We start from the raw sequence: 21,649 nt of genomic DNA, 5'->3' as shown, positions 1-21,649 counted from the left end.
GTCACAGGCTCCCGGTGTGTCGTCACCAGCGGTGCGTCCCGGGGACGGGAGCGGCGGTCACTGGAAGTCCCGCGACCGTGTCCGGACGGCGAGCGGGAGGTGCTCGATGCGGTCGGCGACGAGGTTGACCACCCCGTCCGGTGACCGCTCGAGGATCCCCCGCACGATGACCGCCGGGGACTCCCGTGCCACCCGGCGGTACCGGCCCCACACCCCGACGCTGCAGATGACGTTCACCAGGCCGGACTCGTCCTCGACGTTGAGGAACGTGATCCCCGACGCCGTCGCCGGGCGCTGCCGGTGCGTCACGATCCCGCCGACCTCCACGCGCCGACCGGTCTCCGCCGTCCTGGTGTCCTCGACGCTGAGCACCCCGCGCGCCGACAACCGCTCGCGGAGGTGCCCGACGGGGTGGTCGTCCGTGGACATCCCCGTCGACCACATGTCCGCGATGAGGACGTCCCCGCTCGTCATCTGCCCGAACAGCGGCGGCTGCACGACGACCTGGGTGTCCGGCAGCTGGTCGGGGCGCTCCGCCGCCGCCTGCGCCGCCGACCACATGCCACCACGACGATCGACCCCGAGCGACTCGAACGCGTCCGCGGCGGCGAGCGCCTCGAGCTGCGCGGTGGTGAGGCCGACCCGGCGTGCGAGGTCGGACATGTCCGTGAACGGTCCGTTCGTCCGCCGCTCGGCGACGATCCGCTCGGCGCTCCGGCGGCCGAGCGACGCGACCTCGGCGAGGCCGAGCCGCACGGCGGAGGCACCGTCACGACGGTGTGCGGCGGTGTCGTCGGGGGCGTCCCGGTCGAACGGCAGCACCGGCGGCTGCTCGGTGGCCAGGCAGGCGTCGTCCCCGACCGCGTCCGTCAGACCCTCGATCGGTTCGAGCGTCGCGTCGACCTCGGACCGCAGGATGTCCGGCCGGAGCACGCGGACCCCGTGCCGGCGAGCGTCGGCGACGAGGGTCTGCGGCGAGTAGAACCCCATCGGCTGCGCACGGAGCAGCGCCGCCAGGAACGCCCCCGGGTAGTGCAGCCGCATCCACGCGCTCGCGTAGACGATGAGCGCGAAGCTGATCGAGTGGCTCTCCGCGAAGCCGAAGTTCGCGAACGCCTGGATCTTGGCGTAGATGGCGTCGGCGTCCTCGCCGTGGATGTCGTTCTCCGCCATGCCCCGGTAGAGCTTGTCCCGGAGCCGGTCGATCTTCTCGAGGCCGCGCTTCGACCCCATCGCCCGACGGAGCAGGTCGGCGTCGTCCCCGGAGCAGTTGCCGACCGCGATGGCCATCTGCATGAGCTGCTCCTGGAACAGCGGGACCCCGAGCGTCCGTTCCAGCACCGGTTCGAGCGCGGGGTGGATGTAGGTCACCGGTTCCTCACCCGTGCGCCGGCGGATGTACGGGTGCACCGCCCCGCCCTGGATCGGCCCGGGGCGCACGAGGGCGACCTCGATCACGAGGTCGTAGAACCGACGCGGCAGCAACCGGGGCAGCGTGCCCATCTGCGCACGGGACTCCACCTGGAACACGCCGATCGTGTCCGCGCGACAGAGCTGGTCGTAGACGCCCTGCTCCTCCTTCGGGATGGAGTGCATGTCCCACCGCTCCCCGCAGTGGTCGGCGGCCAGGTCGAACGAGTACTGCAGCGCGGCGAGCATGCCGAGTCCGAGCATGTCGAACTTCACGAGCCCCATGTACGCGCAGTCGTCCTTGTCCCACTGCAGCACGGTCCGACCGTCCATCCGGGCGTGCTCGATCGGCACGACCTCGCCCACCGGCCGGTCGGTCAGGACCATCCCGCCGGAGTGGATGCCGAGGTGCCGCGGGAACCCGAGGACCTGCTGGGCCAGGTCGACCACCGGCTCCGGGATGTCGTGGTCCTGGCTCTCGGTGACCGAACCCCACCGTTCGACCTGCTTCGACCAGGCGTCCTGCTGTCCGGGGCTGTGTCCGAGTGCCTTCGCCATGTCCCGCACCGCACCCTTCGGCCGGTAGGTGATGACGTTCGCGACCTGCGCGGCGTTGAACCGGCCGTACTTGTCGTAGACGTACTGGATGACCTCTTCGCGCCGGTCGGAGTCGAAGTCCACGTCGATGTCCGGTTCCTCGTCGCGCATGGCCGACAGGAACCGCTCGAACGGCAGGCCGTACCGGATCGAGTCGACGGCGGTGATCTCGAGCAGGTAGCAGACCGCCGAGTTCGCGGCCGAACCCCGCCCCTGACAGAGGATCCCCCGCTCGCGGGCGAACTGCACCATGTCGCGCACGATGAGGAAGTACCCGGGGAAGCCCTTGTCCTCGATGACCGACAGCTCGCGTTCGATGCGCTCCCGCTTGTGCGCGTCGACGCCGTCCGCGTCCCCGGGGTAGAACCGACGGGCCCCACGCCAGGTGAGCTCGCGCAGCCAGGTCATCGCCGTGTGGCCGTCCGGCACGTCGAGGTCGGGCAGCCCGGGCTTCGCGGTCTTCAGCTGGAAGCCGAGTTCGTCGGCGAGCACCACGCTCCGTTCGACGGCACCCGGCCACCGGGCGAACCGCCTGGCCATCTCGGCACCGGACCGGAGGTGCGCGGTGTCGGCGGCCGGCAACCACCCGTCGATCTCGTCCAGGCTGCGCCGGGCGCGGACGGCGGCCAGGGCGGTCGCCACCGGGAACCGGTCCGGGGTGGCGTAGTGCACGTTCCCGGTCGCCACGACGGGCAGCGCGTGCCGGGCGGCGAGCGCGGCGAGGACGTCGTTCCGGGCGCTGTCGAGCGGGTCCCCGTGGTCGGAGAGCTCCACGACGACGGAGCCCGTCCCGAACCGGTCGAGCAGCGCCCGCAGCGCCTGGTCGGCAGCGCTCTCGCCGCCGCGTTCGAGGGCCTGGCGGACGGTGCCCTTCCGACAGCCGGTGAGCACCCGCCACCGTCCGCCCGACCGCTCGGCGAGGTCGTCGAGGTCGTACCGGGGACGCCCCTTCTCGGAGCCCGCGGCGAGGTGCGCGGCCGTCACCGCGCCGGCCAGCCGGTGGTACCCGTCCTGCCCGTCGGCGAGGAGCAGCAGGTGTGAGCCTTCCGGGTCGGGTACGCCGTTCTGCGGTCCGGTCAGTCCGAGGGACAGCTCGGCGCCGTAGACGGTGGTGACGCTCGGGTACGTCTCCGCGACCTCGGCCATCCGCGCGGCGCCGTAGAAGCCGTCGTGGTCGGTGATCGCCAGTCCGTGCAGGCCGAGTCGCGCGGCCTCCTCGAGCAGGTGCTCGGGCGGGCTCGCCCCGTCCAGGAAGCTGAAGGTGGAGTGCGCGTGGAGTTCCGCGTACGGCACCGCGGGCGGCGCGTCCGGCGAGGCGACGTCCGCCGGACGGTACGGCGCACGCTTCCGCGACCAGGCAGGACTGTCGCCGCCGTCGCCCTCGGGGGTCGTCCCCGGGCTCCGCTTGTCGGAGAGGGCGCGCTCGAACTGCGACCACGGGATCGGCGGGTTGTTGTACCCCATCAGTGTCCGTCCTTCACGTCGCGATCGCCTCTGCCCACCAGCGGTGGTCGGCGAGGACCAGGTACCACGCCCGCCCCTCGGCGTCGACGAGCTGCAGGCGGTGCAGTCGTCGTCCGCCCGACTCCCACCACCGCACGACGAGCGGCCACGGCCCCGCCCACGCCGTGACGGGTGCGAACCGTCCGCCGCGGTCGCCGTCCGACCGGAAGCGTCCGGGTTCGCCGGTCAGGGTGCCCCGGTCGTCGACGTCCACCGGACCGCCGTCCGCCGTGACGACGTCCACCGGGCGCGGCCGCTCGAGGACCGTCGCTGGCGGCGGCCCGGGCAGCTTGCCCGGCCACGGGCGGTCCCGGACCACCGTGAGGGCGCGCTCGCCCCCGGCGGGTGCGTCCCCCCACGGCACGAGCACGATGCGTTCCGCCAGCGTGCGTCCGCCACCGATCCGGGGCGTGACGACACCGTCGTGCCCGACCATGCCCTGTACGCGGGCCAGGCCGTGGTGCACCCGCTCGTCGGGTCCGGAGCCCCAGAGTCCGCGCTCGTGGTTCGCGAGGTCGTCCACCGCGACGGGTTCGAGCACGACCGAGGTGACCGGCGCCTCGAGCCCGGTCGGGTCGACCCCGCCGGCGAGCTGCCACCGCACCCGGTCCACCACGTCGGCCGCGTCGAACCACCGCGGGTGCGCCCACACCCGTTCGAGCAGGACGTCCCGCTCGTCGACGATGCCGACCCGGATCGTCGTCGCCACGAGACCGGCTGCACGGAGCTTCGCGGCGAAGTCGTCGGCGGAGCGGCGGAACGCGAAGGCGATCTGGTCGGCGCGGTCGAGGGGTGGTTCGAAGGACGCCTGGACCTCGAGATCGGGCGGCACCTCGCGCGCGGAGACCTCCCGCGGGTCGCGCCCACCGGCGAGGCGGTGCAGGAACGCCCCGGGGACGCCGAACCGGTCGCGCACCTGTTCGTCGGTGAGCGCGGCGAAGTCCCCGAGCGTCGCGATCCCGAGTCGGCCGAGGACCATCGCGAGGTCCGGGTCGCCGAGCACGCCGAGCGGCAGCGGGGCGAGGAACTCCGCCGACCCGCCGACCGGCACCATCCGGACGCGCTCCCCGGGCCGCCGCGGTCGTGCCCGTGCGGCCTGCTCGGCGGCGAACGGGGTGTCGGCCACCCCGGCCCGGACACCCGGTGCGCCGTGGTCGGCCGCGATGCCCGCCAGGACGGTCGCCGCGGCCCGTTCTCCACCGTGGTAGCGCGCCGGACCGCGGGCCCGCAGCGCGATCGTCCCGGGGCGCAGGACCTCCACCCCGGGTGCTGCTTCCTCGATGGCGCGGATGACCGGCTCGAACGCACGGTGGTCGAGCGCGTCGTCGTACGGCTGGGTGACGAGGTCGGTGCAGCGTGCCTGTGCTTCCCGCACCCGCAGCCCTCGGACCACCCCGACCTGCCGGGCCGAGGCGGAGCTGGCGAAGACCAGGCCCTTGGCGATGAGGGCGAACGGTTGTTCCGGGGGCGATCCGGCTGCCCGGGCGGCCGCGATGACGGGCCAGTCCGGGCACCAGAGGACGATCGTGCGGGTCGGCGGGGGTTCCGGCAGCCCCGCTCCCCGGCTGAGCGCGTCCGCACGGACGGCTCCCGCACCGGGCATCCCGACACCGGGCATCCCGACGCCCGACAGTGCAGCGCCTGCTCCCCCGCCCGTCGGCGTGCCCACCAGCGCTCGGCGCCCGCGGGGGCTCACGACGCCACCGCGACGGGACGCAGGACCCGCTCGTCGACCGGCACCGCGGCGACCGCGGTCGTCGGGACGACCGCGCGGACCGAGCCGTCCGCAGCGGGCAGCAGCAGTTCGGCGCTCGTCGGTCGGACCGCACCGGCGCGCCCCGACGCGGTGACGGTCACCCGTCGTTCGGTGAGGTACCCGTGACCGTGGCCGATCCCGCCCCACCGGGACTCGGTGACGCGCAGGGTGACGTCCGCCCCGGGCCAGGACCCGAGCGCGACGAGTGCGGCCCCGCGCTGCCGGAGACGCGCGGAGAGCCGGGCGACGTCACCGGGCACCACGCGGCCGAGGGGACGGGTGAGGACGATCTGCGCGACGTCGGCGAGGGCCGCGGTCACCGCGAGCCACTGGTCGCCCGGGTCCGGCACCAGTACGAGTCGTTCCAGGTCGATCCCCGCCGCGGCCGCCGCCTCCACACCGAACGAGGGCACGCCGACCACTGCGCACCACGCGCCGGCCGCCGATGCCGCCTGCAGCATCGTCTGGGCGAGCAGCACCGACTCCGGCACGGCGTAGGTGCCACCCGCGCGGATCGCACCGCCCGGCAGCAGCGGGGCGAGGGCGTCCGCGGTGGGCAGCCCGTCGGTGTCCACCCGGGTGGACTCCATGTCGGCCACCCGCGACCGCAGCGAGGTGATCCGGTCGAGTGCCGCCCGCGCTGCTCCGACGTGGTCAGCCCCGCGAGCCCCGTCCGCGCCCCCGCGAGCAGCACCGTTCCGCCCGACGTGCTCGCGGTCCCCGCGTCCGCGGTCGCTGCGCTCGTCGGACGACCGGAGTGCCGTCGCCGTCTGCATGCCCTCATGTTCGAACATGTGTTCGATGATGTCAACCGGCACCGACATCCGGTGGACAGCGGTTCGAACACCCGTTCGAGGGTTACCAGTGCGCCGCCGCGCCCACCCCGCGGAGCACCGACACCGTCTTCGCCTCGACCTCGTCGGCCTCGTCCTCCGGCGAGGACGACCACGTCACCGCGCCGCCCGCCCCGAGCGTCCTGCGCCGCACGGACCCGTCCGGGTGGAGGACCGTCACCAGTGTCCGGATGGCCACCGACAGATCGACCGCACCGCTGGCCGAGAAGTACCCGATCGCCCCGGCGTACACCCCGCGCGGGGCACCCTCCAGCCGGTCCGCGATCGCCGTCGCACTGCGCTTCGGCGCTCCCGTCATCGACCCCGGCGGGAAGGCCGCCCGCACGACCGCGGCCCGGGAGGCCCCGGGTGCCAGGACACCGGCGATCGTCGACACCATCTGGTGGACGCTCGCGTACGTCTCGACGTCGCAGAGCCGTTCGACGCGCACCGACCCCGGGCGCGCCGTCCGCTGCAGGTCGTTCCGCAGCAGGTCCACGATCATCACGTTCTCGGCCCGGTCCTTGGCGCTGGTCGACAGGTCGGCGCGCACCACGGCGTCCTCGACCGGGTCGACGTGACGCGGTCTGGTGCCCTTGATCGGCTCGGCCAGCACACCGCCGTCGGCGTGGATGCGCAGGAACCGCTCCGGGGACCGGCTGGCGATCCGCAGGTCACCGGTCCGCAGGTACGCGCCGAACGGCACCGGATCGCTCCGGCGGATCCGCAGGTACTCCGCCAGGTGGCGGTCGCCGGCGGCCCCGGGGCGGTCCAGGGCGTCCGGTACATCCGGTACGTCCGGGACGGCGAACGCCGTCGTCAGGCACACCTGGAACGCGTTGCCCTCGCGGATCTCGTCACGGCACGTGTCCACCGCACGCTCGTAGGCCGCGCGGTCGACGCGACCACACGCCTCCAGGAGGGACCGGTCGGGCTCCCGACCACCGTCCGGGAGGCCCGTGGCCCGGTCCGCCAGGTCGTCGTGCGGCTCCGGAGCGGCCAGCTCCCGGTCGTCCGGGTCCGCGCCGCACAGCCCGGCCGACCAGGCGCGGTTCGCCGCGGACGCGTCCGGCTCGTCGTCGTCCACGAGGGTCAGCGCCCAGGCGGCTCCGTCCCCCCGCACGAGGACCGCACGGTCCACGAACCGGAGGTCGGCGTCCGCGTGTCCGTCCGCGGTCCGGTCGGGCCCGTCGACCTCACGCCCGAGCTCGTACCCGAGGAAGCCGACCCACCCGAGCGCGAACGCACAGCCGTCCACCGGTGCGTCCAGCGTCGGTGTGCGCTGCAGGAGGTCGTCGAGGACGGCGAACGCGGCTCGGTCCTCGACCCGGGACGACCCGAACCACGACCCCGCGGCAGGCGACACGTCGAGCCGGGCGACACGGTCCTGGTGACGGAACCGCGCGGCGAACGGCCCGTCCGTGAGGGCGAGCACCGACCACGCGGCACGGAGCCCAGCCGACGGTGGGGCGCCCTCCGGCAGTGCGGAGTCGAACCAGACCAGGTCGGCCGTGGTCCTCCGGGCGAGCACGGCGAGGTCGACCGGGCCGTCGAGCCTGCGGGTCTCGAGCCGCGGGCCGGCGCCTTCCTCGACGGACGGCGTGGGAACCGCCTCGGCCGTCAGACCGCGGAGATCGTCCATGCGGCGGCGTGGGCGGTGCCCGGCTCGAGCACGACGAGGCCGGCGTCCACGTCGGCGGCGAAGGCGTCGACGTTGAAGGCGTTCGGCGCGCAGGTCATCGGCTCGACGGCCAGCCCGGCACGGTGGTACCCGGGGACCACGTGGTCGGCGGTGTGCACCTGCGCCCACCCGCACTCAGGGCCGAAGGCGACCCGGACGCCGTGTCCGTCCGCTGCCGTGACGGTGATCGCCGCGATGCCGTCGGTGTCGCGGTCGAAGCCGGTGAAGGCGTGGTCGATGAACCGCGGTCCGATGTGCGTCGGCGTCCGGAGGTCGAACTCGTCGTGCACCGGGACCAGGTCGGTCGGGATGAGCCGGTCCTCGGTGACCTCGAGGACCTCGGCGGCCGGGAGCGTGAGCGTCCAGTCGTCGACCGTGCCCGCGCCGGCGAGGAGGTACGGGTGCGGGCCGGTCCCCCACGGTGCCCGGTCGTCGCCGGTGTTCGTGCCGGTGACGGTGGTGTGCAGGCCGTCGGCGTCGAGGCGGTACTCCACGCGGACCTCGACCCGGTACGGGTACCCCTCCTGCGGCTGCACGGTCGTGGCGAGCACCACACGGTCGACGTCGTGTTCCAGCACGGCGAACTCGGTCCAGGCGACCAGTCCGTGCAGGGCGTGGGAGCGCTTCGGCTCGGTCAGGGCGAGTTCGTGCTCGGTCCCGCCGAAGGTGTACCGGCCGTCCACGACTCGGTTCGGCCACGGGGCGAGGACCGCCCCACGGAAGACCGGCCGGACCTCGTCCGCGTCGAAGGTGGTGACGAGGTCGCGGCCGTCGTGGCGGAGTGCCCGCAGGGTCGCGCCGACGCTCGCGATGTCGGCGGTGTAGCCGGAGGATGCGATCGACGTCTGGGACCCGGACCGGGGGGCTGCGCTGCTCATGCGGTCAGCGTATCGGCCGCGGGGACCCGGGCGGGCGACGGGGCGGGAACGGGAGAAGCCCCGTTGCTCGGGGAGCACCGGGGCTTCGGTGGTGGATCTGAGGGGACTCGAACCCCTGACCCCCTGCATGCCATGCAGGTGCGCTACCAGCTGCGCCACAGACCCGTCGGCCGCAAGCGGCCTGTCGGTGTCCCCCCGGTTCCCCGGAGGCACCAGTACAGCGTACACCACGCGGAGACGGGGGAACGAAATCGCCGTCGCCTCCCGGGCGCGTCGCCGCTACGCGGACTGTTCGGCCGTCTGCGTCTGGTCGACCGGGAGGTCGAGCGGGATGACCGGGCAGTCCGACCACAGTCGCTCGAGGGAGTAGTACTGGCGCTCTTCCTCGTGGAAGACGTGCACGACGATGTCCCCGAAGTCGATCAGCGCCCATCGGCCTTCGCTGCGGCCTTCACGACGCAGCGGCTTCGAGCCGGCCTCGAGCATGCGGTCCTCGATCTCGTCGGCGATGGCGAGGACGTTGCGCTCGTTGCGGCCGGTGGCGAGCAGGAAGACGTCGGTGAGCTGGAGCGGTCGGGTGACGTCGAGGGCGACGAGGTCCTCGGCCTGCTTGGAGTCGGCCGCTTGGGCGGCGATCTGCACGAGTTCGAGTGCGCGAGCGGAGGCGGTCACGGATTCCTTCCGGTGGTCATCCCGACGGAGGCGTCGCGATGTTCATGATGGGTGTCGATCATAGGTCAGACCGCCGACGACGGCCATGCCGACGAGGACGGTGAGCCCGGACCGACGACCCGGTGATCGGCTACGAGCCGAAGAAGTTGGTGGCCACCAGGGCGACGACGATCACGCCCGCCGCGACGACCCCGACCGCGCTGGCCGCGACCGCCAGGACCACGGGCGTCTTCGAGTCCTTGGGCTTCGCCGCGGCCAGGACGACCTGCCGCGTCGAGGTGTGGCTCGACACCGCACGGCTCGCGCGCACCGGGCTGGCGTCGGTGTCGGGCTGCTCGTCCTGCTGGTCGAGCAGCCGGTCGACCTCGGCGCCGTCGATCGGCCGGTGCGACCCGGTCGAGGACAGCGAGGACGGCAGGTCGATCGACCCGGTGAGGATGACCTCGCCGGTGGCGTTCAGCGCACCGGTCGGGTCCGCCAGGGCCGAGTTCGGCAGGATGATGGCGTTCGACCGCGCCTCGGTGACGCGGCGGGTGCCGGTCTCCTCGTCGTGGAGCTCGGCGTCGTTCGAGTCGTGCGCGAAGGTGGACCAGTGGCCGCTGGGCGCCTCGAAGGCCGTGGTGACCGGCTTCGGCTCGCGGCCGGCATCGGACGACGCCGGACGGGATGCCGAGCCGGGCGCCGACGCCGCGCCGGAACGGACGGCGGAGGTCGGTCCGGACACCTGGGCGTCGGCGGGCACGACGGGCAGCGGGACCTCGTTCGTGTCGTCGTCGTCCAGGTCGAGCGGGAACACGCCGGGAGCTGCTGCAGCCGGAGCGGAGGTCGGGGCCGGGATGACGTCGTCGACACCGGTCCCCGCCGTCGTACCCGGCTCGTCGGTGACCGCGAGGTCGTCCGGGTCCGCGTCGTGCGGTGCCCAGGTGGTGCGGTGCAAGCGCGGCTCCTCCGCGTGCGCGGCCGCCGCCTCGAGGGGCTCGATCGCGTCGGGCGATCCGTCGGCGGCCGTGGCCTGCTCGACGGCTGCCGGGTCGAGGTGGGACACCTCGGGGTTCGGCTCCTGCCAGTGCGAGGTCTCGCCGCCGTCGTCCTCAGCGCGGGTGTCCTGACCGGCGTCGTCGTCCGACCGGTCTGCGGTGTCGGCGGTGTCGGCGGGGCCGGCGAACCCGAAGGGCACCAGCGGCGCCCGCTCAGGGTCGACGCCGGACGCGGCCGTCTCAGCGGGCGTCGGGAGGGACGGCACCTGTGCGTCCGGGGCCGGGACGGCGGCCGGACCGGACAGGGTGCCGAGCACGTCCTGCACCGTGCGGTCCGAGGAGTGCGGGGTGGGGTTCTGCAGCGGGACCGGACGGCCGCCCTGCTCCTGTGCCTCGCGGAGGAGCCGCAGCTGTCGGCGGGACATCCCGCCGGTGCCGGGCACGATCTCCGTCGCGGACGCCGGTGGCTGGTCCGGGACACCCGAGGGTGCGCCGGCGGACCGCGGGACGGCCGACTGGGCGGGGGCCGCGGAGCCGGGCGCGACGTGCGAACCGGGACGACGACGGGCCTCCGGCGCGCTGGTGGCGACGGTCGGCGGTGGGGTCACGGGCTGGGCACCGCCGGACGCGGCGCGCTCACGCTCGCGCATCTGACGCCGCGACAGGGGCGGCTGCGCGTCGGACGGACTCATGCAACGCTCCGATACAGATGGTGCTTCGAGATGTACTGGACGACGCCGTCCGGTACGAGGTACCAGACGGGGGACCCGCCTCTCACCCGATCGCGGCAGTCGGTCGAGGATATCGCCAGCGCGGGGACCTCGAGGACACTAACGTCCCGTTCTGGGAGTCCGGTGATGCTCAACGCGTGTCCCGGTCGGGTCACGGCGACGAAGTGGGCCAGGTCCCAGAGGCCGTCGTGGTCCTTCCAGTCCAGGATCTGCTGGACCGCGTCCGCTCCGGAGATGAACACGAGCTGCGCGTCGGGGCGCTGCTCGCGGAGGTCGCGGAGGGTGTCCACCGTGTAGGTCGGACCCGGGCGGTCGATGTCCACCCGGCTGACCGTGAACATCGGGTTCGACGCCGTCGCGATGACCGTCATCAGGTACCGGTGTTCGGCGTCGGTGACGTCCGCCTTCATGTACGGCTGACCGGTCGGGACGAACACGACCTCGTCGAGGTCGAAGTGCTTCGCGACCTCGGACGCCGCCACGAGGTGACCGTGGTGGATCGGGTCGAACGTCCCGCCCATCACCCCGATGCGCGGCCGACCCGTGCTCTCGAGCATCGGGGGGCTGGTCAGATCTTCGAGTGGCCGAACTCGTCCACGCCGGTCTCGTGCTGCCGGGTGGCCTGGAACTTGTGCGAGTGGCGGTAGGCGACGTCGCGGAAGCTCCACGTGACGAAGCCCAGGAAGGTGAAGAAGCAGGCGGCGACGATCGGGTAGACGATCGCGGGGACGCCGGCCGCGTGCTCGGCGGCCTCAGCGAGGAGTGACATCTGGCAGTGCTCCGATCGGTCGAGGAAGACTCCGGACCATCCTAGCCGCGGATGTGTCCCTGCCCGCGCACGAGCCACTTGGTACTCGTGAGCTCCGGGAGCCCCATCGGCCCCCTGGCGTGCAACTTCTGGGTCGAGATGCCGACCTCGGCCCCGAAACCGAACTCACCCCCGTCGGTGAACCGGGTCGAGGCGTTCACCATGACGACAGCGGAGTCGACCCCGGCCAGGAAGTGCTCCGCCGTGTCGACGTCGTTCGTCACGATCGACTCGGTGTGGTGCGTCGACCACCGGGCGATGTGCGCCATGGCTGCGTCCACGTCCGGTACGACCCGGATCGACAGGTCGAGGTCCATCGACTCGGTCGCCCAGTCGGCCTCGGTCGCGCGCAGGACCCCGGGCACGATCGTCCGGGTGGCGTCGTCGCCACGGAGGGTCACCCCGGCGCCACGGAGTCGGTCGGCGAGCACGGGCAACAGCCGTTCCGCGGCCCGCTCGTGCACCAGCAGGGTCTCGAGGGCGTTGCACACGCTCGGCCGCTGCACCTTGCTGTTCAGGACGATGTCCACGGCCCGGTCGAGCGGCGCGGACTCGTCGAGGAACACGTGCACGACCCCGGCCCCGGTCTCGATCACCGGCACCTGGGACTCGGTCACGACGGTCTGGATCAGGGAGGCGCTCCCCCGCGGGATGAGCACGTCGACGAGCCCACGGGCACGCATGAGCTCGGTCGCGCCCTGCCGGCCGAACTCGTCGATGGTCTGGACCAGTTCCCGCGGGAGTCCGACCGAGGCGACGGCGTCCTGGATCCGTGCGACCAGGACCGCGTTCGTCCGCTGCGCCGCCGACCCGCCGCGCAGGACGACCGCGTTGCCGGACTTCAGGGCCAGGGAGGCGATGTCGACGGTCACGTTCGGTCGTGCTTCGTAGATCGCGCCGACGACCCCGAACGGCACGCGGACCTGCGTGAGTTGCAGGCCGTTCGGCAGGACCGATCCCCGGACGTGCTGGCCGACCGGGTCGGTCAGGCCGACGACGTGCTCGACGGCGTCCGCGAGAGCATCGACCCGGGCCACGTCGAGCCGCAGTCGGTCGAGCAGACCCGACGACAGGCCGGCGTCCTCCCCCGCGACGAGGTCCTCGTGGTTCGCCGTCACGATCTCGGCCGTGCCCGCACGCAGCTCGAGCGCGATCGCCCGAAGGGCGGCGTCCTTGACGGCGGTCGTCGCGGTCGCGAGCGCCGTCGACGCGGAGCGTGCGGCGGTCAGGACGTCGACCAGGGTCAGAGCGGGGGCGGTGCGGGACATGGACCGATGGTAGACCGGCGACCACCCGCGTGACGCGACCTGTGCACACGGACGGGAGGCGCGCCTCCAGGCCGTCGACGACCCGCGCTCAGGCGCGTGGTGCGGCCCGGAACCAGGTGCCGACGTGCTCGCCGCCGAGGGCTCGCTCGACGAGCGCGGTGGCCGTGACGAGGACCGCGGTGCCGGCCTCGGCGGCGAGTCGCGCGGCCGCGACCTTCGTGCCGGCTCCCCCGGTGCCGACCCCGGCCGCGCCGATCGAGCCGAAGGTGACGCCGGCGAGCTCGTCGCCGAACGGGACCTCGTCGATGCGGGTGGCGCCGGGCTGCTCCGGCGGCTTCGTGTACAGGGCCTCGACGTCGGACAGGAGCACGAGGGCGTCGGCCTCGAGCTGCCGGGCGACCAGTGCCGCGAGCCGGTCGTTGTCACCGAACCGGATCTCGTGGGTGGCGACCGTGTCGTTCTCGTTGACGATCGGGAGCACCCGGAGTTCGAGCAGCCGGTTCATCGCACGGCGGGCGTTCACGCGGTGCGTCGGGTTCTGCAGGTCGCCGGCGGTGAGCAGCACCTGGGCCGCGGTGACGCCGTGGCGGTCGAGTTCCTTCTGGTACCGGAACACGAGGACGGCCTGCCCGGTCGCGGCGGCCGCCTGCTGGGTCGCGAGGTCGTCCGGCCGGCCGTCCAGGCCGAGGAAGGGGAAGCCCGTCGCGATCGCACCCGAGGACACGAGCACGACCTCGGTCCCACGTCGGTACGCACCGACCAACGCGTCGACCAGGGGGCCGATCTGCCCGGCGTTGTCCCCGCTGACCGAGGAGGACCCGACCTTCACGACGATCCGTCGCGCGCGCGGGATGTCGGCCCGCTCGGTGACGGGTCCGGCGGTGCGCTCGGTCGTGTCGGTCATCGTCGCTCCCGGGTCAGTCCCGCTCGGCTGCTGCCTGCTCGACGGACGCGGCGGTGTCGGGCACGCCCGCGTCGGTGGCGTCGTCGTCCTGCCACAGCCCGGCGCGGCGCTCCTGCTCGAGCTCCGCGCGGGCGGCCGCCTTCGCGTCCATCCGCTCGAAGTAGTCGGCACGCCGCTCGTTGCGAGTGGGGCGCGCGTTGAGGTCGAGTCGGGCGTCGGTGCCGCGTGCACTCGTGATGAGCTCGGCGGTGGAGGTGAGGGTGGGCTCCCAGTCGAAGACCATCCCGCCGTCGCCACCGATCACGACGGTGGACCCGGCGACGGCTCCGGCCTTGAAGAGGCCGTCCTCGACACCGAGCTTCGCGAGCCGGTCGGCGAGGTAGCCGATCGCCTCCTCGTTGGTGAAGTCGGTCTGCTGGACCCAGCGCTCCGGCTTCGCGCCGCGGACGCGGTAGAAGCGGTGCTCCTCGCCGCCCTCGGCCCGGACCGTGAAGGGCTTCTCGTCGACGGCCTTCGGACGCAGGACGATGCGCTCGACCTCGGGCTCGGCGGCACGCTCGGCCCGCGCCTGCTCGACGACGTCGGCCAGGGCGAAGGTGAGTTCGCGCAGGCCCTTGTGCGACGCGGTCGAGATCGGGAAGACCCGGTAGCCGCGCGACTCGAACTCCGCGGTCACGAAGGCCGCGAGCTCCGCGGCGTCCGGCACGTCGATCTTGTTCAACGCGATGAGCTGCGGGCGCTCGAGGAGCGGAACCTGTCCCTCGGGGACCGGGTACTGCTCGAGCTCGCGGAGGATGACGTCGAGGTCGCTCACCGGGTCGCGGCCGGCGTCGAGCGTCGCGCAGTCGATCACGTGCAGGAGGGCCTCGCAGCGCTCCACGTGGCGGAGGAACTCGAGCCCGAGGCCCTTGCCCTCCGACGCGCCCTCGATCAGGCCGGGGACGTCGGCGACGGTGAACCGGGTCGTGCCGGACTCGACGACGCCGAGGTTCGGCGTGAGGGTGGTGAACGGGTAGTCGGCGATCTTCGGCTTCGCTGCCGAGACCGCGGCGATGAGCGAGGACTTGCCCGCGCTCGGGAACCCGACCAGGGCCACGTCGGCGATGGTCTTCAGCTCGAGGCTGACGTCTCCGCTCCAGCCGTCGGTGCCGAGCAGCGCGAACCCGGGGGCCTTGCGCTTCGTGGTCGCCAGTGCGGCGTTGCCGAGCCCGCCCTGGCCGCCGGGCGCCACGACGACGCGGATGCCCGGTTCGGTGAGGTCCGCGAGCACCTCGCCGTCCTCGTCGTACACGACCGTGCCGACGGGGACGGGGAGCTCGAGCGTCTCACCGCTGACACCACTCCGGTGGTCGCCCATGCCCGGCTGGCCGTTGCGGCTGGAGCGGTGGGGCGAGCGGTGGTAGCCCAGGAGGGTCGTGACCTGCGGGTCGGAGACGAGCACGATGTCGCCGCCGTCACCGCCGTTGCCGCCGTCGGGGCCCGCGAGGGGCTTGAACTTCTCACGACGGACGGACACACAGCCGTTGCCACCGTTGCCTGCCGTCAGGTGCAGGGTCACGCGGTCGACGAACGTCGCCATGGGTTCACTCCTGGTTGTCGTACGGGAAAACAGCGGGAGGGGCAGGCACACGGCCTGCCCCTCCCGCTGAACTGATCGTCGGTGACTACGCGTTGACGATGTTGATGACCTTGCGGCCACCCTTGGTGCCGAACTCGACCGAACCGGCCGAGAGGGCGAACAGCGTGTCGTCGCCACCGCGGCCGACGTTCGCGCCGGGGTGGAAGTGCGTGCCGCGCTGGCGGATGATGATCTCACCGGCGTTGACGACCTCGCCACCGAAGCGCTTCACGCCGAGGCGCTGTGCGTTCGAGTCGCGACCGTTGCGAGTGGAACTCGCACCCTTCTTGTGTGCCATGTCTCTACCTCCGCCTTACGCGATCTTGGTGACCTTGACGCGCGTGAGATCCGCGCGGAAGCCCTGGCGCTTCTTGTAACCGGTCTTGTTCTTGAACTTCTGGATGATGACCTTCGGGCCGCGGAGATCGGCGAGGACCTCGGCGGTGACCGTCACGTTCGCGAGCTCGGCCGCGGCGGAGGTGATCTTGTCCCCGTCCACGAGGAGCACCGGCGCGAGGTCGATGTTGCCATTGTCGTCGGCCTTGATGCGGTCGATGGTGATGATCGAGCCGACCTCGACCTTCTCCTGACGGCCGCCGGCGCGCACTACTGCGTAAACCACGTGGATTCCTTACGTAACTCTGCTTGAGGGAAGTCTCGGGTGCCCACTTCTGCGCGATCCATCCGGCTTGCCCCGGATCCCGGTTCACCCGGGTCCCAGGTCGCCCCGAGTCGATCGGCGACGCAGGCAGAACGGCCCGCTGACACCAGGGATCGAGAATACTCGATCCGACCAGGTGGGTCAAACGCCGACACACGTACCATGGCGGGATGACCGTGCTGATCGATCCCCCGGCCTGGCCCGCGCACGACACGCTCTGGTCACACCTGGTCAGTGACTCATCCTACGACGAGCTGCATGCCTTCGCCGACCGCGCGGGCGTCCCGCGACGGGCGTTCGACCACGACCACTACGACGTGCCGCAGGCCCGGTACGACGAACTCGTGGCGTCCGGGGCCTCCCCCGTGACCGGTCGCGAGCTGGTGCTGCGGCTCATCGCGAGCGGGTTGCGGGTGCCGCAGCGCGACAAGCGCCACTGACACGACCGTCTGCTGCAGACGACCGCGGGTGCCGGCACGCCGCCAGTGGGCCTCCGGAACGGGTCGTCAGGCCCGCGGGGCTCCCGCCGGACGGCGACGTGCGCGTCCGAGCCACAGCCACGCCACCGTCGACGAGCCGAGGGACATCAGCGCGAGCGGCAGCCCGATCTGCACCGGCGTGGTGACGGCGTCGACGAGCAGGCGCCCGAGGGCCTGTCCGACGGTCCCCTGCCCGGCGGCCTCGGCCACCCCGTGGACGAGGCCCACGAGTGCGAGGGCGAGGGTCCCGCCCGCACCGGCGAGCAGGACGCGGAGCAGGACCACGGGCAGCGGCACCCTCGGCACGACGGGCGCGAGGAAGGCGAGCACGAGGAACGCCGCCAGGTGGAACGGGAACCGGGTGACGAAGACGCTCTGCACGAACGCCTCCACCAGGCTCGTCCCGCCGTGGCTCCGGAAGGGCCCGACGATCGTGCTCGTGCCGACCAGGCCCACCAGACCCGCGACGAACTCCACCAGGACGACGCTGACCACCGTCAGGGCGGCCCCGGTCGTGGCGAGCGTGGACGCGCCCGGCGCGACGACGGCGGCGCGGACCGGGGCGGCCGGAGCCGGGTCGGCGTGCGACCGCGGCGGCGGGACCGCACCCCAGCCCGGACCGGGCTGGTCGTGACCCGGGACCGGGCCGCGACCAGCCGTCGGCTGCTCGTCGGTCACCTCACCGTCCGACGATGACGGTGCCGTCGTCCTCGGTGCCGTCGGTCCCGGCGGGGCTGGCCGGTGCGCTGATGCTGCCCGAGGACACGCGACGCGAGCGGGAACGACCCTGACCGGGCTGCTTCGGCTCCGGGAGCGCCTGCAGCACCGAGTCGAGCAGCGACTCCGCGGCCTCCTCGCTCACCCGTCGCGGCTCGCGCTTGGCGACCCCGACCGGGATGTCGAGGATGGCGACCGTGGTGTCGGCCGGCGTGATCGCGGCCGACGAGCTGACCCGACGACGACCCGCGGGGCGTTCCTTCGGTGCGGCCTGGCGAGCCGGCTCGGACACGGCGGGCTGCTGCGCGACCGGTGCCGGCGCGACGGGCTGCTCTGCGGGGGCGGGGACCTCCGGCTGCGTGTCGGTCGTGTCGGCGCCGGCCGTCGTGCCGGGCAGGACGGCCTCGGGCGCGGGCGTCTCCAGCGTCGACGCCTGCTCGGCGACCGGAGCCTGCTGCGCCGGTGCCTGCTGCAGGTCCCCGGCTCGGCTCCCGCGACGACGGCGCCGCTTCGACCCGCCCGTCGACTCGGCCGGCGTCTCCGCCGCGGGGGCGACCGGCGAGGTCGGCGACGCGACCGACACCGGGGACGCCGGCGACACCGTCGCGGCGATGCCGGTCAGCGGCGCACCGGACTCCTCGTGCGTGATGGTGGACGCCGCGATCCGGGACAGCGCGTGCTTCACGTCGTCGGTGATCTGGTGTGCTGACGACTTCTGCTCGGTCGTGGCGTTGCCGCCGTTCGACCCGTTGCCGTTGCCGTTGCCGCTGCGCGCCTTGCGGCGACCCTTGGTCGGACCGGGGTCGGCGTTGTTGTCGTTGACCTTCGCGTTCACCTCGTCGAGCGACTCGCGCAGGCCCACGCCGATCTTCTTGCGGGTCATCTGCACGAGGCCGAGCGAGGTGACCTCCGCCACCTGGTGCTTCGTCCGGTCGCGGCTCAGGCACTCGACGAGGCGCCGGAGGACCAGGTCGCGGTTCTCCTCGAGCACCATGTCGATGAAGTCCACGACGATGATCCCGCCGATGTCGCGCAGGCGGAGCTGACGGACGATCTCCTCGGCGGCCTCGAGGTTGTTCTTCGTGACCGTCTCCTCGAGGTTGCCCCCGGAGCCGACGAACTTGCCCGTGTTGACGTCCACGACCGTCATGGCCTCGGTGCGGTCGATCACGAGCGACCCACCGGAGGGCAGCCAGACCTTGCGGTCGAGCGCCTTCTCGATCTGCTCGTTGAGCCGGTACTCCTCGAACGAGTCCGGCCCGTCGTAGAGCTCGACGCGGTCCTTGAGGTCCGGCGCCACGGCGGTGAGGTACTCGTCGATCGTCTGGCGGGCGGACTCGCCGTCGATGATGAGCTTCGTGAAGTCCTCGTTGAAGACGTCACGCACGATCTTGACGAGCAGGTCGGGCTCGGAGTGCAGCATGACCGGGGCCTGCCCGTTCTGCACCTTCTTCTCGATGGCCTCCCACTGGCTGGTGAGGCGCTGCACGTCGCGGGTCAGCTGGTCTTCGGTCGCACCCTCGGCGGCGGTGCGCACGATGACGCCGGCGTGCTCGGGCAGGACCTCCTTGAGGATCTTCTTGAGACGGGCACGCTCGGTGTCCGGCAGCTTGCGGGAGATCCCGTTCATCGAGCCGTTCGGCACGTAGACCAGGTAGCGGCCCGGCAGCGACACCTGGCTGGTGAGGCGGGCGCCCTTGTGGCCGACCGGGTCCTTCGTCACCTGCACGAGGACCTTGTCGCCCGGCTTGAGGGCGGCCTCGATGCGACGACCGTGGCTGGTGTCGACCGAGTTCCAGTCGACCTCGCCGGCGTAGAGCACGGCGTTGCGGCCGCGGCCGATGTCGACGAAGGCGGCCTCCATCGACGGCAGGACGTTCTGCACCTTGCCGAGGTAGACGTTCCCGATGAGCGAGACGTTCTGCGACTTCGTGACGTAGTGCTCCGCGAGGACGTTGTCCTCGAGCACGCCGATCTCGATCGTGGAGGAGCTCGACCGGACGATCATCTGCCGGTCGACGCTCTCGCGACGGGCGAGGAACTCGTCCTCGGTCACGACCTGGCGGCGGCGCCCGGCGTCACGGCCGTCGCGACGACGCTGCTTCTTCGCCTCGAGGCGGGTCGAGCCCTTGATGCGCTGCGGCTCGGTGATGAGTTCCGGCTCGCGGCGGCGGGGTTCGGCCTGCTCGCGGTCGCTGCTGCTCCCCCGGCGGCGGGTGCGACGACGGCCGCCACCCTGCTCGTCACGGTCCTCGTCGTCCCAGCGGTCGCTCCGGTCGGGGCGTTCCGTCCGCTCGGGGCGGTCGTCCCGGTCGTCGCGGTCGAAACGGTCCGCGCGGTCGTGGCGGTCACCGCGGCCGCCGCGCTCCGGACGCTCACTGCGCTCGTACCGGTCGCGGCCGGAGCGGTCGCGCTCGGGGCGGGCCGGCAGGTCGGGCAGCACCGGGGCGTGGAAGATCAGGCTGAGCGTGCTCGTGGCCTTCGGGACGAACGGCTCGGCGGGCGTCGGCTCGGCCGTCTCGCCGGTCCGGTCCGGACGGGAGGCCCGCTCCGCGTCCGCCTCGTCGCCCGCGTCCGCCGCGCCGGCGGTCGGTGCGGAACCGGTCCCGTCCGGACCGGCCACCGTGTCGTCCTGGCCGGCAGTCTCGTCCTGCGCAGCCGTCTCGTCCTGCGCAGCCGTCTCGTCCTGCGCAGCCGTCTCGTCCTGCGCAGCGGTGTCGGTCGGCGCGGCGGTACCGGCCTGCGCGGCGGTGCCGGCCGTGTCCGCGACGGTGGCGTCCCCGGTGAGGGTGCTGACGTCGTCGGGCGCGGTGCCCGCACCCGAGGACGTGTCGACCGCGACGGGCACGGGACCGGTGGCGGTGTCGAGCACGAGCTCGTCGGCCTCGGACGTCTGCTCGACGTCCGCCTCGGCCGTGTCCGTCACGTCGGCGGTGTCGATGACGTCCGCGCCGTCGACGACGTCGACCGTCTCGGCGACGTCGACCGTCTCGGCGACGTCGACCGTCTCGGCGATGTCGAGCGTCTCCGCGACGTCGTCAGCCGCGGCGTCGGGACCGTCCGTGTCGACGGCGTCCGCTGCGACGTCGGACGGCTCGTGGGCCTCCAGGCCGCCCGACCGGGCGCGACGGCCGCCGAAGAGGCGGGTCCGGCGCTTCGGCGCGTCGTCGGTGTTCTGGTTCTGGTTCTCGTTCTGATCCACCATGGACTGGTGCACTCCTCGACCCCGCACGCACCCGGTGGGTGGCGGGAATTCTCTCGTTTCGGTGCGGGCGGCGACTCCGCCCCCGCGCTCGCTGCTGTTGCGTGACCGGTCCGTCTTCTCCGCGTCCGTCGTCGTGGGCACCCGGCTCACGGCGGCTCGGCGTCGGAGGTGACGCGTCGTCCGGTCACGGTGCTCTCTCACAGCACCATCACGTCCGGGCGGTGGCCCGGCAAGTTCTCGTCGTCGCCCGGATCGGCCGGGTGACTCCCCCATCATCGCACGCGGTCACGGAGAACGCCGGGAGCCCCGTGCGAAGATGACGCCGTGAGTTCCACGCCTGTCGCTCCCCGCCGCCCCGTCGCCGTCGCGATCCTGCTGCTCGTCACCGGCGTGGTCGGGCTGTACGCGGCGTTCCGACTGGTCCTCGATGAGTTCGAGAAGTACGAGAACCCGAAGGCCGTCCTGTCCTGCGACGTCAGCCCGTTCGTGAACTGTTCGAACGTGATGGCCAGCGCACAGGGACACCTCTTCGGGTTCCCGAACCCGCTGCTCGGGCTCATGGGCTTCGTCGCCCCGATCGCCGTCGGCGTGGTGCTCCTCGCGGGCTTCCGCGGGACGAGGTGGTTCTGGACGGTCTTCAACGCGGGCGTGTTCCTGGCCTGGGTCTTCGTCACCTGGCTGTTCACGCAGACCGTCTGGTTCATCGGCTACCTCTGCCCCTGGTGCATGCTCGTCTGGGCGATGACGATCCCGATGTTCTGGGTGTTGACGATCTGGAACCTCGCGAAGGGGAACCTGCCCTTCGGCAACGGGGCCCGTCGCGTCGGACGCGCGCTGTTGCCCTTCTGCTGGGCGTTCCCGCTGGCGAACTACCTGTTCATCGTCGTGGTGATCCTCGTGAAGTTCCCGACGGTGCTGACGACGCTCTGACGCCCGCAGCGGTCGACGAGA

18 protein-coding genes and 1 tRNA gene are annotated in these 21,649 nt (G+C 72.7%); 2 read left to right on the top strand and 17 right to left on the bottom strand.

From position 1 onward, the window contains the following. Window positions 1-57: 57 nt before the first annotated feature. From DEI95_RS06730 to rplU, 15 genes are all read right to left on the bottom strand, one after another. Window positions 58-3,471, bottom strand: a complete 3,414-nt coding sequence (locus tag DEI95_RS06730) for an error-prone DNA polymerase (RefSeq protein WP_111059767.1) — start codon at window positions 3,469-3,471, stop codon at window positions 58-60. A gap of 13 nt (window positions 3,472-3,484) precedes the next feature. Continuing rightward, the gene (locus DEI95_RS06725) at window positions 3,485-5,113 is read right to left on the bottom strand and encodes a DNA polymerase Y family protein (protein ID WP_111059766.1); all 1,629 of its coding nucleotides are present in this window, start codon (window positions 5,111-5,113) and stop codon (window positions 3,485-3,487) included. A gap of 89 nt (window positions 5,114-5,202) precedes the next feature. Beyond that, entirely contained in the window at window positions 5,203-6,060 is an 858-nt protein-coding gene (locus tag DEI95_RS06720; protein WP_220036629.1) for a hypothetical protein, read from the bottom strand. Between the two features lie 64 nt (window positions 6,061-6,124). Beyond that, on the bottom strand, window positions 6,125-7,741 hold the full coding sequence (locus DEI95_RS06715) for an anthranilate synthase component I family protein (protein WP_111059765.1): 1,617 nt from the start codon (window positions 7,739-7,741) through the stop codon (window positions 6,125-6,127). Further along, a complete protein-coding gene (locus DEI95_RS06710) occupies window positions 7,720-8,658 on the bottom strand; it encodes an aldose 1-epimerase family protein (RefSeq protein ID WP_181436220.1) in 939 nt (312 codons plus the stop codon). The genes DEI95_RS06715 and DEI95_RS06710 overlap by 22 nt, the downstream gene beginning before the upstream one ends. Before the next feature lie 89 nt (window positions 8,659-8,747). After that, window positions 8,748-8,823, bottom strand: a tRNA-Ala gene (locus DEI95_RS06705). A gap of 114 nt (window positions 8,824-8,937) precedes the next feature. Next, window positions 8,938-9,330, bottom strand: coding sequence for a ribosome silencing factor (gene rsfS, locus DEI95_RS06700; protein ID WP_111059763.1), 393 nt, complete (start codon window positions 9,328-9,330; stop codon window positions 8,938-8,940). A 130-nt stretch (window positions 9,331-9,460) separates the two neighbouring features. After that, a complete protein-coding gene (locus DEI95_RS06695) occupies window positions 9,461-10,999 on the bottom strand; it encodes a hypothetical protein (protein WP_111059762.1) in 1,539 nt (512 codons plus the stop codon). After that, on the bottom strand, window positions 10,996-11,595 hold the full coding sequence (gene nadD / locus DEI95_RS06690) for a nicotinate-nucleotide adenylyltransferase (protein WP_110823839.1): 600 nt from the start codon (window positions 11,593-11,595) through the stop codon (window positions 10,996-10,998). Before nadD ends, DEI95_RS06695 begins: the two co-directional genes overlap by 4 nt. An 11-nt stretch (window positions 11,596-11,606) precedes the next feature. Beyond that, a complete protein-coding gene (locus DEI95_RS06685) occupies window positions 11,607-11,807 on the bottom strand; it encodes a hypothetical protein (protein WP_110823838.1) in 201 nt (66 codons plus the stop codon). A 41-nt stretch (window positions 11,808-11,848) separates the two neighbouring features. Further along, entirely contained in the window at window positions 11,849-13,114 is a 1,266-nt protein-coding gene (locus DEI95_RS06680) for a glutamate-5-semialdehyde dehydrogenase (protein WP_110823837.1), read from the bottom strand. An 88-nt stretch (window positions 13,115-13,202) separates the two neighbouring features. Beyond that, window positions 13,203-14,018, bottom strand: a complete 816-nt coding sequence (gene proB / locus DEI95_RS06675; protein ID WP_110890532.1) for a glutamate 5-kinase — start codon at window positions 14,016-14,018, stop codon at window positions 13,203-13,205. A 13-nt stretch (window positions 14,019-14,031) separates the two neighbouring features. Next, window positions 14,032-15,597, bottom strand: a complete 1,566-nt coding sequence (gene obgE / locus DEI95_RS06670) for a GTPase ObgE (RefSeq protein ID WP_111059761.1) — start codon at window positions 15,595-15,597, stop codon at window positions 14,032-14,034. 85 nt (window positions 15,598-15,682) lie between these two features. Continuing rightward, a complete protein-coding gene (gene rpmA / locus DEI95_RS06665; protein WP_071257351.1) occupies window positions 15,683-15,934 on the bottom strand; it encodes a 50S ribosomal protein L27 in 252 nt (83 codons plus the stop codon). Between the two features lie 15 nt (window positions 15,935-15,949). After that, the gene (rplU, locus tag DEI95_RS06660; protein WP_110823834.1) at window positions 15,950-16,258 is read right to left on the bottom strand and encodes a 50S ribosomal protein L21; all 309 of its coding nucleotides are present in this window, start codon (window positions 16,256-16,258) and stop codon (window positions 15,950-15,952) included. 209 nt (window positions 16,259-16,467) lie between these two features. On the opposite strand from rplU, the gene DEI95_RS06655 reads away from it, so the two are divergent. Further along, window positions 16,468-16,737: a DUF4031 domain-containing protein gene (locus tag DEI95_RS06655; RefSeq protein ID WP_110890530.1), complete on the top strand. Its 270-nt coding sequence runs from the start codon at window positions 16,468-16,470 to the stop codon at window positions 16,735-16,737. 66 nt (window positions 16,738-16,803) lie between these two features. Here the strand turns inward: DEI95_RS06655 and DEI95_RS06650 are convergent, their stop codons facing one another. Then, on the bottom strand, window positions 16,804-17,454 hold the full coding sequence (locus tag DEI95_RS06650) for a hypothetical protein (protein ID WP_110890529.1): 651 nt from the start codon (window positions 17,452-17,454) through the stop codon (window positions 16,804-16,806). A gap of 1 nt (window position 17,455) precedes the next feature. After that, window positions 17,456-20,698, bottom strand: coding sequence for an Rne/Rng family ribonuclease (locus tag DEI95_RS06645; protein WP_220036628.1), 3,243 nt, complete (start codon window positions 20,696-20,698; stop codon window positions 17,456-17,458). A gap of 324 nt (window positions 20,699-21,022) precedes the next feature. Between DEI95_RS06645 and DEI95_RS06640 the strand changes: the two genes are divergently transcribed. After that, window positions 21,023-21,628: a vitamin K epoxide reductase family protein gene (locus DEI95_RS06640; protein WP_110890527.1), complete on the top strand. Its 606-nt coding sequence runs from the start codon at window positions 21,023-21,025 to the stop codon at window positions 21,626-21,628. The last annotated feature ends 21 nt before the right edge of the window (window positions 21,629-21,649 follow it).

The organism is Curtobacterium sp. MCBD17_008 (assembly GCF_003234475.1).
Classification (GTDB): Bacteria; Actinomycetota; Actinomycetes; order Actinomycetales; family Microbacteriaceae; genus Curtobacterium.
The sequence above is the reverse complement of the archived record's forward strand: the minus strand, read 5'-3'. Positions and strand labels throughout refer to the sequence as shown.

What these genes read in the sequence shown, in the direction of transcription:
- DEI95_RS06730 (WP_111059767.1), bottom strand. Translation starts at nt 3,471, where the DNA reads ATGGGGTACAACAACCCGCCGATCCCGTGGTCGCAGTTCGAGCGCGCC.
- DEI95_RS06725 (WP_111059766.1), bottom strand. Translation starts at nt 5,113, where the DNA reads ATGCCCGGTGCGGGAGCCGTCCGTGCGGACGCGCTCAGCCGGGGAGCG.
- DEI95_RS06720 (WP_220036629.1), bottom strand. Translation starts at nt 6,060, where the DNA reads ATGTTCGAACATGAGGGCATGCAGACGGCGACGGCACTCCGGTCGTCC.
- DEI95_RS06715 (WP_111059765.1), bottom strand. Translation starts at nt 7,741, where the DNA reads ATGGACGATCTCCGCGGTCTGACGGCCGAGGCGGTTCCCACGCCGTCC.
- DEI95_RS06710 (WP_181436220.1), bottom strand. Translation starts at nt 8,658, where the DNA reads ATGAGCAGCGCAGCCCCCCGGTCCGGGTCCCAGACGTCGATCGCATCC.
- DEI95_RS06695 (WP_111059762.1), bottom strand. Translation starts at nt 10,999, where the DNA reads ATGAGTCCGTCCGACGCGCAGCCGCCCCTGTCGCGGCGTCAGATGCGC.
- nadD (WP_110823839.1), bottom strand. Translation starts at nt 11,595, where the DNA reads ATGCTCGAGAGCACGGGTCGGCCGCGCATCGGGGTGATGGGCGGGACG.
- DEI95_RS06685 (WP_110823838.1), bottom strand. Translation starts at nt 11,807, where the DNA reads ATGTCACTCCTCGCTGAGGCCGCCGAGCACGCGGCCGGCGTCCCCGCG.
- DEI95_RS06680 (WP_110823837.1), bottom strand. Translation starts at nt 13,114, where the DNA reads ATGTCCCGCACCGCCCCCGCTCTGACCCTGGTCGACGTCCTGACCGCC.
- proB (WP_110890532.1), bottom strand. Translation starts at nt 14,018, where the DNA reads ATGACCGACACGACCGAGCGCACCGCCGGACCCGTCACCGAGCGGGCC.
- obgE (WP_111059761.1), bottom strand. Translation starts at nt 15,597, where the DNA reads ATGGCGACGTTCGTCGACCGCGTGACCCTGCACCTGACGGCAGGCAAC.
- rpmA (WP_071257351.1), bottom strand. Translation starts at nt 15,934, where the DNA reads ATGGCACACAAGAAGGGTGCGAGTTCCACTCGCAACGGTCGCGACTCG.
- DEI95_RS06655 (WP_110890530.1), top strand. Translation starts at nt 16,468, where the DNA reads ATGACCGTGCTGATCGATCCCCCGGCCTGGCCCGCGCACGACACGCTC.
- DEI95_RS06645 (WP_220036628.1), bottom strand. Translation starts at nt 20,698, where the DNA reads ATGGTGGATCAGAACGAGAACCAGAACCAGAACACCGACGACGCGCCG.